Annotated in this window: 8 protein-coding genes; all 8 read right to left on the bottom strand. The window is 54.9% G+C overall.

Features of this window, described 5'->3' with window-relative positions; all coding sequences use genetic code 11:
- Positions 1–11: 11 nt before the first annotated feature.
- On the bottom strand, positions 12–1,154 hold the full coding sequence (locus IH404_RS05155) for a type II secretion system F family protein (protein WP_194440091.1): 1,143 nt from the start codon (positions 1,152–1,154) through the stop codon (positions 12–14).
- A complete protein-coding gene (locus tag IH404_RS05160) occupies positions 1,144–2,703 on the bottom strand; it encodes an ATPase, T2SS/T4P/T4SS family (RefSeq protein WP_194440092.1) in 1,560 nt (519 codons plus the stop codon). The genes IH404_RS05155 and IH404_RS05160 overlap by 11 nt, the downstream gene beginning before the upstream one ends.
- 11 nt (positions 2,704–2,714) lie before the next feature.
- Positions 2,715–3,284, bottom strand: a complete 570-nt coding sequence (gene pilP, locus IH404_RS05165; RefSeq protein WP_194440093.1) for a type IV pilus biogenesis protein PilP — start codon at positions 3,282–3,284, stop codon at positions 2,715–2,717.
- On the bottom strand, positions 3,274–4,605 hold the full coding sequence (gene pilO2 / locus IH404_RS05170) for a type 4b pilus protein PilO2 (RefSeq protein WP_194440094.1): 1,332 nt from the start codon (positions 4,603–4,605) through the stop codon (positions 3,274–3,276). Before pilO2 ends, pilP begins: the two co-directional genes overlap by 11 nt.
- A 3-nt stretch (positions 4,606–4,608) precedes the next feature.
- On the bottom strand, positions 4,609–6,417 hold the full coding sequence (locus tag IH404_RS05175; RefSeq protein WP_194440095.1) for a PilN family type IVB pilus formation outer membrane protein: 1,809 nt from the start codon (positions 6,415–6,417) through the stop codon (positions 4,609–4,611).
- On the bottom strand, positions 6,417–7,556 hold the full coding sequence (locus IH404_RS05180; protein WP_194440096.1) for a TcpQ domain-containing protein: 1,140 nt from the start codon (positions 7,554–7,556) through the stop codon (positions 6,417–6,419). The genes IH404_RS05175 and IH404_RS05180 overlap by 1 nt, the downstream gene beginning before the upstream one ends.
- Positions 7,557–8,319: 763 nt before the next feature.
- Positions 8,320–10,275 carry a DEAD/DEAH box helicase gene (locus IH404_RS05185; RefSeq protein ID WP_194440097.1) on the bottom strand — a complete coding sequence of 652 codons (1,956 nt, stop codon included), beginning with the start codon at positions 10,273–10,275 and terminating at the stop codon, positions 8,320–8,322.
- A complete protein-coding gene (locus IH404_RS05190) occupies positions 10,272–12,152 on the bottom strand; it encodes a hypothetical protein (RefSeq protein WP_194440098.1) in 1,881 nt (626 codons plus the stop codon). Before IH404_RS05190 ends, IH404_RS05185 begins: the two co-directional genes overlap by 4 nt.
- Positions 12,153–12,208 lie beyond the last annotated feature (56 nt).

Raw genomic sequence — 12,208 nt, forward strand, 5'->3', positions numbered from 1 at the left:
CTCATTTGGGTTTATTTAAGGGTTTCAGTCACATTGCCGGCCAACTGGAAGATGCCGATCACCACCAGAATCATCATGATTCCCATGGCCATCGAGGACACCCCAATAAGCGACTTCGCGATGGCCTCGACACGCTGGAGCGTTTGCTCCAGCCAGCGGTTGGAAAACCTTTCCATCGATTCGGCGAAGCCTTTGCGGGTGGCGAGCACTTCAAGAAACTGCATGGACATGGGGTCTGGAAATTCATGGCCAGCAAGTTTCAAGGCGGTACCGAAGTTTTTGCCGGCACTGACACCGTAATGAATGGCGCTCAACCGTTCCTTGAGCCATGGAGATGCGTTGCGCTGCAGCGACTTCAATGCGTCGAGCTGGTTGATGCCTGAGCGCAACATCACGGCCATGTTGAGCAAAAAGATGGAACCGTGAAGCGCCTTGTAGACCGACCACGGGGGAAGGCGCTCTGCTCGGACTCTCAGGACCTGGAGCAATTTATTCAACTGTAGCTTCCATGACGGGCTGGCGGCCGTGATCTGAAGCCCGCAAAACACCGGCAGGGTGAAGATCGATACGAGGATGAAGATGACGACCGCGATCAGGGTCACCAGTCCGTAGTGGGTCACGAAATTAGATAGGGCGTAGAGAAACGCCGGCACACCTGTCCAAGCATCGGGATTGGAGCGCTTTGTCATTGAAGGCACCATCCACGCGGCGATCACATACAGCAGCGCTGCCATAACGCTCCACACCACCGAAGGGTAAACCGTGGCTGAGGCCACCAGCTTGCCGATCCTCTGGCGTACTTCAATAATCCTCACGCAATCCCTAAAGGCCTGCACCAGGTTGCCGGTTTCTTCCCCGGAAGCGATCAAAGAGTTTTCGTCATAAGGCACCCAGCCTTCGCATGACACGCTGAACGACTTTCCTCCTTTGACCAATTGCGCGATTTCACGACAGGCAATCGATACGGGATGCCGTTTTTGGCCGTTATCACTGAAAGCTCGCGCAACAGTATTCAGGGCATCTTCAAGTGAAACGCCATCCCCGTGTATGCCCATAAGGCTTTCATAGAATTGAATTCGCTCGTTTTTGCCGAACTGTTTGGCGTAGAAGGTATCTGCCCAGCGGTTTAGCACCGCTCTGACGTCACTCAGCATGGGCGAGCTCCAGGGTTTGCCGGTCAAAGTCCAACGGCCCCACCATCATTTCGGCGTGACGTGGATCTACCAAACCTTGTTTGAGCTTGAGGACTGTGTGGGCAGTTTTGGTGATGCCGCCCATTTCCTTCACCCAGTAACGACGTGCTGCACTGGCGCCTTTTTTATTAAAAATGTGCATGAAATTGTTGTCGGTGATGAGCGCCTCCGCGGCTACTGTACGATCAACGACGCCCAAACCTTTGCAGTGTGGGCATCCAGGACCTTTGAGGTAGGTCAGGTCGACCGCGTCCAGGCCGCGCAGGCGTTGCACCAATGCACCGTTGAGCTGGTCCAGGTGAGCTGCGGCAGGTACATGACAGTGGTGGCACAGCACGGGAAGCAAGGACTGATTGACGATGCTGGTCATTAGCGCGGGATCTGTCACAAGGTAGCGGTCTACCCCCATGTCGATTAGCCGCTGAAGCGCCGCCACCGCGTTATTGGTGTGCAAAGTGGAAGACACCAGGTGCCCAGTCATCCCGCCGCGGAAAGCCGCTTGGGCCGAGGCAAGGTCTCTGATTTCCCCATACATCAGGACGTCCGGATCGAGTCGCATCGAGTTGGTGATGCCGTCGCTCCAGGTTTCTCCTGCGCCTAAAGGGGACTGGTTGGCCATGATTGGATATTCGGGCGGATCCTCCATGGTCAAAATGTGTTTTGTGCCACCGCACTCTTCATAGAGCAGGTTCAGGTTGACCTGCTGAGTCTTGGATTTGCCGGATCCTGTGGGGCCGGTGACCAAGTTCACGCCATAAGGAAAGCTGCGGATACGGCTAAACGCCTCAATTTGCTCGAGGAGAAAACCGAGAGCCTCAAGGGTCATTTTGGTTTTGTCGTCATACAGCAGACGCAGAACCATTAAAGGCCCCTCTACGAGGGGCCTGGTGGCAACCCGGGCACCAAACAGACCAAGTTGATCCACGTAGGATCGTTTGATACGTGCGTCCTGGCTGACTTGTGGCTGGTAGTGGTCTTTCGCAACATCACACATGCTGTTGTAGAGGGATGAGCAGAGCTCAAGGCCCACCTGACTTTGATGCTGCTCGGCCTCCCACAACAGCCCGTGGATGCGAAAGAAGATCTTGGTGATGTCGTGGCCCACCACAAAGTGAACATCGCTTGCATTATCCCGATGTGCCTTGTCTAGCAGTTGTACCACCTGCGCCTGGCGTTTGGTCTCGGTAGTCGAGAGGGCTCTGCCATTGGCGTCGTCATTCGCCTGGTAGAGCGCCTTGATCGTGCTCATCGAGCAGACCTTGACTGCAAACTGATGATTTTTGTGTTCTAACTCATCCTCGAAAGCCATGACATAGGGATCGGTTTGATGCTGGGCGGACACATAAAGGATTCCATCGTTGGTCAGTGCGCACAGCTGACGTAACTCCGGTTTCAGCTCGAACGATCCGCCAGGCGCAGTGAGCAATTGCTGATGCGAGTTCAGCAGCGCTGCAGCGGCCTCATCGAGAACTGGTTCCGCTTCAGTTTGTATTTCAGTCAAAGTCGTCATTGGCTCGAACCTCATCGCTGTCCTTGGATAAACCCGGGCAGCGTGGTGGCTGACGGGATGTTGCTGGAGACTGGGTTGCTACTACTTGAGGCGCTTCCCGGTGGAACATTGGAAAACCCGAGGGGGAAGCGCTTGCCTTCACGTTCCAGTGTCACGCTGTCCAGGGTGAGCTTCGCCACGCGGTAGCCTCCTGGGAGTTCCCGCGAGGAGGCGTCTGCGTCCACTTCAAATCCGCTGCTGTAGAGCAACTTGGCACGAAGCCGCCTTGCGGAGCCAAATATGGCTTTGACGACCGGCAGTTCTTGCTGGGTATCAGTGGCGCGTGTGGCGGTAATAGGGGGTGGGAGGAGGCCTTGAGGGACGAATGAGGCTGGAGACTGAGCGTTTGAATGGTTGTCATCGCCATTGATTGACCGCTGAGCCTGAGCCCTTTCCGCCTGCGCTTTGAGGAGGATCGTCTGACTTTGAACGATGGCCAGCTCACCTACGTTGACACCGAAGACACCGTTTTCCGCTGCCCAGCCAATAGAGGATCCGGCAGCAATAACCAGGCAGAAAAACTGCTGAATTTTACTTCGCATAAAGGTCACCTATAACTGACCATTCAAGATGGTCGGCTTTGTAATCAGCTTTGATTTCTGAAAGACGAAGCCCCTGACTTGGAGCGCCGGATAAAGAGTCGATTGGTGTAATACCTGTGGTGTAGCGCAGCTCGAATTGCTTCCACTGAGGCGGTGGTGGGGGTGGTGGAGCAGGCTGACCAGGTAGTGCCGGCTGGATGGGCACTACGACCGGCACCTCCTTCAAAACGGGGCTTTGGCCGAAGCTGTGCAGCCAGGAAGACAAATTCGCCAGCATGACGATGGCTTCTTTTAACGGTTCATCACCGGCTGCTGGCAAGGAAATGTCGAGTTTCAACGTGGCCGAGTTGCCGTCGTCAAAGAAGACCGGCCGATCAGCATAGTGGCCCTGAGTTGCCTGTATCAGTTCATCGGCCGTGCTATTGCCCGTGCGTTTGTAAGATGACAAGACCTTTGCACCATCGCAGACGGCACTTGTGAACAACCAGCCTTCAATGGACAGGGGCGACTGATAAATGCCGCTGCTGCATCCCTCAATGAAGTCTGTGACCGAAGGGCGTTTGGCCCAGGGGTGCTCCAGAGCCTGAGGCAACTGCTCCACGCCAGACTCTTGCTGCAGCCTGGCTAACTCTGCCAGGCGAAGTTGTTCTGCCTGGAAAGCTGCTTCTTTGGCTATCCGGTCCTGATGACTCTGCCATTGAACCCACGCGATGATGCCGGCAGCGATCAGCGCACCAACAATCGTCAGTTGCACCAACTCTGCTTTGGACAGCCCAAAGACAAGTGGTCGAAGCCGGTATTCGCGTTTCAGGTGCGAGGGTTGCAGTAGCTCTTCCACGTCCAGTGGTTGGCCACCCATTTCAAATTCTGAAGGCAGATACTCCTGGCTGAACTGGATGCCCCGACTGCGCTGTTGAACAACTCTCCGACGAACCTCGGCACCGGTGCCGATCATGTCGCAGCCAGAGATCACGCCTCCTTGAAACACCGCGACAAGGGCGTATTGGTCAAGGTCAGCGTCCGTTCTCCAGGCCGCAATCCACGAGTCCCCCAACTGGCCTGCCAGGGTCGCTGCGAGCGAGTACATGCCCTTGGTGACTTCGTCACTGCGCGCAACGAAACCGGCCTGGATGATGGCCGGTGTTCTGCGAATGGCGACGATATCTAACTGGTGTTCACGGCCGTACTGCCGTGCTTCCTTCATGTGGCCGGTTACGCTGCCCAATGGATGCCAGCGTAGGCCTGTGACGAACGATTTTCCTCTGTGCTGCAGGACCTGGACCCGCGCAGAGCGTGTGCTTTTTGCGATTTCCGCGACCATGACTTAACCCTTGAATGCGCTGCAACGCAGCAAAGGGCTGGGGCAAGAGCCCCACGGATCATTGGCGGCAGGAATACTCAGAGCGCTAGGGCTTCCAGTGTCGCTATCGACAACAGGTGTAATCAGCACGACTAGCACGTTGTGCTCCGTGCTGCGGATGCGACTACCACCCAGGCCGAAGAATCCAGGATCACCGACACCGGATTTGGTCGCGTTTTCGCTGTTCTCCTCAAAGCCCGTCAGAACCAAGGTTTGGCCGCTTCGCAATTTGACTTTGGGGGACAGATTTTTGGTGTCGTAGTCGGCTGTTTGGACGCTGGAACCATTGCTGGTGAAGGGGGTGAAGGTGGGTTTGCTGCTCATGCTCAGGGTGATCATCAGCAGCAGGTTGTCCTGGTCAATAATCCGAGGAAGCAACATCATGTTGAAACCGCTGGTGATCGTCGCGGGAGTCAGTGAGGTTGACGATCCTACAGAGGCCGTCGTGGTAGTCGAACTCGAGGCGATGTAGCTTTGCACGTTGCCGATCTGGATAGGGGCCGGTTGCAGATTGAGCGTAGTCACCGACGGCGAGCGGACATTTGAAATTCTGCCCTGCTCCGACAGTGCCTTTATGATCAAGTTAGATCCCGCCCAGGGCGACTTGGAGGTGTCCAAGATGCTCAGAGAGCCTGAGACCGCGTTGGCACCAATCCCGGTGGTGGCATTTTTTAGAGAAAAGCCCCACTTGTTGTTCAGGTTGGTATAGACCGCGGTCCAGTCCAGACCATTCTGATCCTTATCGCTGAGAGTCACTTCAAAGACTTTGACGTTGAACAGCACCTGGCGCGTGATGCTGCGGTTGATCGAGTTCAGGTATTTCGAAACGTTGGAAAGGACTGCAGGACGGTCGTTTACCGTCAGTGTTCCTGTTGATCGAGAAAGGAACATACGACCCTGCGGCTGCTGGCTTAGCATCGCTTGGACGTTTTTTTCAATGTCACCGATCAGTGATGTCTTGATCGAGACGGTGGTGCTCTGATTGCTACCAGACTCGCCCGATGCACCTGATGACGAAGATCCTCCACCACCACCCGAGCTTCCGCTACCTGTTGAGGTCAGCAGGCCGGACTTCACCGTGCTTTCGATGACTTGATCATCACCAAAGGCCCAGACATCGAACGTTTTGGTATCGAAATAGGTGACGTGCACGCTGCGATCATCTGACAAATAGTTCCATGCCAGGCCCTGTTGAGCGGTCACCTGATTCAACAAACCAGAAAGCTTGCCGCTGTACTTAACTGGGAATGTACGAGGCGCAATGAGCCCATCCATACCGGAAGATCGGCCGTTGCTCGGCATGTTGCCGATGACACCGGCTGGCATGAAACTGGACAGGTTATCCGGCGAGGCCATAACCGGAGGCGAATTGGAACCTGCGTTACCTTGATTGCGAATGGATAGGACACTTGGATCGATCGCATCTGGAGCCACGATGACCGGAACGCCACACTCGCTCGTGATGTAGTTCGCGACCTCTGCGATCCCAACGTTGTATGAAGGGCGATAAGTAATTTCGCAGTCCATGGCCAGCGGCAAACCGCGCTTGGCGACCATGGGTTGTTTGGATACCCATGGCTTGTCACTGAAAACGACGGTTTCGCGTGCCGGCTCTTGTTGCTGATTACGCAAGAAGCGGCTGTATTGGGAGGCGGTCGCTGCGTCGTTTTCGGCACGGCTGGCCGACTCATTCACGCGCTGCAGTGAGCAGGAGCTGATCAGAGCCATGACCAGTAATGAGGCTGTGCCTCGAATCCAGAGGCGTACAGTCATCATTTTTTCCTCTCTGCGATGTAAAGCACCAACTGTGCTGGGCTGCCGTCCACGACGAATGACCGAGGGGCTGAGTCGTACAGCGGAAAGATCTCTTTGATTGCCTCTTCAAAGCTGCCTTCGAATCGAAGCGGGGCGTCAATGGGGTAATCCAAGTCGTCGACCTTCCAGATCAGCGTCCATTTGGCCCTTGCTGCCCAGGCTTCCACGGTTTGCCGAAGTGTTGAGCCAGTGGTCGCCGTCCATATCTGGGCCAGCGGCTTTGGTGCGGTTACCACCGCGGGAGCAGGCTTTGGCGCGACTGAGGTACTTGGGGCAACGTTTCCAGACTTCCCAATGCTTGCAGGCTGAGTGGTAGAAGCGTTGATCGTGGATGTGGCTGCCGGGCTCGAAGTGGATTTCCCGGAAGAGGTCGTAATAGAGCCTTCCTTGGCGGGCACTGCTGGGGTAGATACTGGGGTTGCAGCTGCAGGTGCTGCAGTAGCGGTTTTGATCGGCGCCGGTGAGGGTACGGCGGCGACCACAACGGTGCTGGGCGTTTCGCCGCTGGTGGTGTTTTTCGGAGTCGCTGCAGCCGATGGAGTGGGAGGTACGGAGATGGCTGCCACTTGGGTTGGAGCAGTGCGCGATGTTTCCGGGAGCTGGTAACCGGGACGCAGCACGTAACACACCTGGCGATTCACTTCGTCCACCTTCACTTGCCAGGCCGGACCCGCGAGTACTTGCAGCGTGTTGCGCAGTGTCATTGGCCCAAGCTTGTACTGGGCCGCTGGGAGTGGTCTCGTGTAAAGGATGTTGACATGACCCGTGTCAGGCGAGCACAGCGTGTAGCCTGAACGATCCACGACGTACTGCATGGCATCGCGCACATTGGGGTGCATGTTGGCAGGAATGCTGATGTCAATGATCTGAGCCATCAGGTCACGCTGACCCGAGTCAGGCAAGGTACTGACCAGGGTGTAACGGCCGTAGCGCACGACGGGCTCTTTTTCAGGCACGACGCCGCTGGGATAGAGGTCCGGCGTCAACATGTCCGGGTTACGGCTGCTATCAAACGCCGGCTTAGGCGTCTGTGGCGTGTGGGTTGCGCAACTGGCGACGAGCGCGAGAAGGGAGAGTGTGGTGAAGTGCCTGATCATGTGCCGAAAGGCCCCCTTTGATAATGGAGGCACAGTGACAGCCGGTCATTGACGGCGCAGCAGGAAATAGAGAACTGCGTCGCAAGGTTTTTAAGCGATCGCTAGCTCGTAGGGGGATTTCTCACACCGATGAAAATGACCGGTTTGTTTTCGCGCGTCTGCGGTTCTTTTCAAGAAGAGCCCACATGCTCACGCAAAATGCTAAAGCTCCCCCAAGATCCATGCAGAACTGATCCTTCTGGAAGAAACCATGAGCTGCAACCTGGCCCATTTCCCATTGTAGGGAGACCAGTACGTAACTACATGCTAAAGCACCCGTCCAATGGGTGAGGTAACTTGGGCGAACCCTTGTCGTCAGCCATCGACGAAACTTCACAAATGCCAATATTCGAATCTTCGACTTTATGAAATGTTGCTTATTTGTAATGGGGGTGGCAAATAGAACTATCCCTACAAATGCAGCTGGCACCGCGAAACCTGTGGTGAAGTGTTCAACAAGGCTCGCATTGCCAAATCCAACAAGCTTGAAAATGGCACGTATTGGGAGGTGTGTCTCGTAGCGGCTCAGGTACGCAAGTAGCGCACAAATGAGAGCGGTGCTTACTAGAATGTAAAGCTTAACTGGAAAAGCCGTTCTTCTCATAACTATCCCATAATCGTTTTCCTATCCCTGCGAATTTTACACAAAAGGCGGGTGCTTAAACCAAACACTCTGCACAAGAATATTGTGGAATCCAGGCTTGGAAAAAGCCCACTAAATTGCTTACAAGTAAGTCAGCAGTTCGGATCTAGTGTTGGCCGCTGCATCGGGCTCAATGAGGTCACTCGCCAGTTGGCGTTTAACCAGCAGCATTTGCCAAAGCATCTGATCAATGGTGTTCTCCACTAGAGGGATTTTCACCACAACCATGCGTAGCTGCCCATTTCGGTAGGCTCTATCCTCAGCCTGATCCTGTAGTCCTGGCGTCCAGGGCAGCCCCAGGAACATGACATAGTTGGCAGCTGTCAGATTATTTCCGGTACCGGCGGCAGAAGTGGTAGCAGCGAACACTCTGGTGTCAGGATCACTTTGAAATCGGTCGATCGCTTTTTGGCGTTTACCGAGGGAGTCACTCCCTACCACCGTGACGCAGCCGTATCCGGCTTGCTCGCACTCAGCACGCAGAGTGCCGACCGTGTCCTTGAACTCACAGAACAGGATGACTTTGTCTTCCACATCCAGCTCGCACAGCAGCTCCATGACGACCCGAACCTTTACCTGCTCCAGTAACTGGCGCAGCGAGCCAAGCCTGGCAAGACTTGGTCTGTCTTCAAGGCGTATCCGGTCGTATTCACGACGTTCCTCGACTGACAGCTCTACCGGCAAAGTCTGCCGTTGCTTACCCTTGAGCTCCGTGAGCACGTCTTTGCGGCGCCTAAGCATCCAGTCGCCAATCGCCTCTCGAAGATTCTTGCGAAACTCTGGACTGCCGGCGAACTGTTCGCAGAATTCTTTGAGTGACAGCTTCCCAACGGGATGGCCGGAAAGCCGCAGGAGCGTGTGAAGTTCTGACTCTCGATTCAGGACGGGTGTACCGGTCAACAAATAACGATTGGGCACCTTGGCGGCAATGTCGAAGCCATGGCGCGTCCACGCGGCTGTCGGCTCTTTCAGACGGTGAGCTTCATCGATGATCATCACCTCAAAATGGCCTGCCTGAAGGACATAGTCGCCCAAGCGCTCGTAGTTAATGATTGTCCACTGCAACGAGTGATCAAAGACCTGCTGGCCAATTCTGGCGTCGGGATACACCATCTGGATTTCACGTTGCCAGTTGATAATCAGAGTCGACAAGGTGATGACGAGGATGGGGCTGTCCCCCGCTCGAATAGCGGCAGCGATGATAGCCTGACGCGTTTTCCCAAGGCCCATATCATCAGCAAGTAAAGCGCTTGTCCGTTGCAGCAGATGCCGGATGCCTGCCGGTTGATGGTCCAGCAATGAGTGCCCCGTCAAAGCCTGATCGATTTCTTCACTGGTGAACTCGGTCCGCTCGATGGATGGAATAGCGGCAAGGTATACGTCTGTTGAGACGTCCTCATGCCCAACTGGGGCTGCGCGCTCTTGCGGCGGACCTCCTAGGCTGATGCGGGTGACTTCATCAGCGGACACAATCGATCCGTCGGTCAGCAGCTCCTGTACGGTGTCGAGGATCTCGAACTGATCCTCGGACAGCCCCAACTCAAGGATGAGGTTAGAGCGCACCAACTCGGCAGTCGAATCAATGCGCCAAGACTTGGACTGGCCAAGGAACACACCGTGCATACGCCGAGATACAGCGACGGCGCCAGGGTGATAGTCGCCCGACAGCAGAATGCCCCCCTGAGCCAGTGGAGCTATTCGGAAAGTCAAACCCCAGGTGAAAGCTTGCCGGTCTGGTGATTTTTGCGCTGCTGCAAGCTTTGCAGAGAAGGTTTGCCAGCTCTCGTTGAAACGACTTTCGGTCAACTCCATCAGGCGGTGGAAGAGCAGATCCAGGTCATCCAGCAATTTACCCTTGGGCATTCGCCAGTAGCGATGTTTAGGATGCTCTGCACGGCGGATGTAGAAACCGTCACGCTCAAGAAACAGGCGGTTGGCCCCCTCGACGTACTGCAGCAGGATCCCGAAGTCATAGCCGTCGAAGATCACCTTTTCGACCAGGTCCTGCTGGCGGCTCATGAGGCGCGGACGGCTCATGTTCTGCTCAGACGCAGGTTGATCCATTCCGCGCACGCTTGAGCATGCAGCGTTTTCCGGTTTCGATTTGTATAGCGAGGCATGGATAGTGTGTGGTCGGGCCATTCCAGGTTGATCTGGAGTTCACCCGATTTGATTTTTGCCCAAAACCATTGATAAGCTCGGTCAACCTTTGAGCCCGACTTAGGTGTGCGATTGCCGAGCCCTCTCAGTTGTGTCGTCACGAGATGTTTGGGAGTCAATTTTGCCGCTGCTTCGCCCCAGGCACTCTCATCCAGTTGGACTTCAGCAGAGGCCAACGATTTCCCAATTTCGCGTACTGAAAAAAGACGGCAGTTGCCCCGATAAGCGCTGTAGTCGTAACCATCAATGCAATGGCCAAGCGCTCGATGTTCTGCATCAAGGTCCGCTGGGCATTTCAGCTCGACAATTTGCAGCCCATTCGGGCTTACGAGAAGTGTGTCGTTCGAATTAAGCAGCGTCCTCCAGGGCGTTGAAGAGTCCGCTTTTGTTTGGGGGTCTGCGGCATCAAGAGCTTCACGTATGTCTATCAGTGCCAGGTGAAAGCCATCCACTAAGTTGGCGATCTGGTGATAGGTAGCAGTACCTATGAAGCTTTTGATTTTTTGCAGTGCGTCACGGGCGTCGGGACCGTCGCTTTCATCAACGCTATTAAAAACATCATTCAGATCTTGCAGCCTATCGGCAATTTGAAGCCAATCAGGGTTGGACCACTCTGTCGGGCATCCTGAGAACAACCTGCTCCAGTCTTTTGTCTGCTCCAAAAGTTGATAGGGAATCTTATCCAGCAATGCAAAAAAGGTTTTCCAATGCGTCTTGGTCGAGGGGCGGCGGTTGACCATTGATGCTCCAAGCAGCAATCGATGCCACGGAGTTTCCGGACCTTCACGGTTTATTCGCGTCAATGCGCTGCCGGTATCAAAAACGCGTTGTTGGCCCAAGTACCGAACTGATGTTCTTGGAGCTTGTAAGAGCCATGCCAAGATGTCGATAAGTGGGAGGCCAGTGTCCGTGATGCGGCCCATTAGGCATTCCCTGGATTCCACGTAGTAGTCGTCGTCGCACAAGATAGGTCGAAATTCTTGAAGTTCATCCCATGGGCTTTCCAGGAAAATCTTTTGCTCTTCGTCCCATGGCCAAGGCCATTGGTTGGCCAAAACTAAGAGAGGTACCAGCACCGGTTGAGCTTTCAGCGCCTGCATTCGGCGTGTCCGGTCGCCTTGAGCCAGCCAGTTATAGAGCTTTGGGGAAGGGCACTGCGCGGAACGGATAGCGAATAGAAGTTCCTGGTCCAGGCACTGGCAATACTGCTTCAGCGTGCTGCCGATCTGTTTCAAGTAAAACTGCGTGCGCGGGTTGAAGTAACGATTGTTGCTTACAGACGCATCCGAGCCTTTGCGAATAAAACTACCCAGATCCTCAACCGCGAGCGCTACTGCTGCCGCTCGTGCCGACTTGCAAAACGATGTCAGAAGCACATCTGCAAACCAACGTCCCTTAAACCTCATCACCAGCTGCTGGGCTACTTGGACGGACGGTTTTTTTTTATGTACGCGATCTTTAGTTACGATCTTGCAGGCCATTAATTGCTGGCCGTCGAAGTACTGAAGCTGGTTGCCGATCCTGGCCAGAACCTGGCGCGTTTGAGCATTGGTACTGTCCCAAGCCACACACCAGCAGCGGGAGTGGACATTAGAGTTGAGGTAGTGCTCGATAAACGAGGTCAGGAGGGAAGGTGAGATCTGAAAGTGCAAAGCCCAAGTCTGGGCCACTTCAATCTGGCGATCTGAGAACTTCTCCAGCTTCGGCGCTAAGATGCGCAGTCCCAACACCGATTGTCTCTTCTGTACGCTCACCCATGACCTCCTCTGCAATATCGCAGAGGAATGTCAGGTATAGGGGAGCGGGCTTC

Origin of the sequence: Pseudomonas sp. OST1909 (genome assembly GCF_015277575.1) — a bacterium.
In the GTDB taxonomy this organism is placed as follows: domain Bacteria; phylum Pseudomonadota; class Gammaproteobacteria; order Pseudomonadales; family Pseudomonadaceae; genus Aquipseudomonas; species Aquipseudomonas synxantha_A.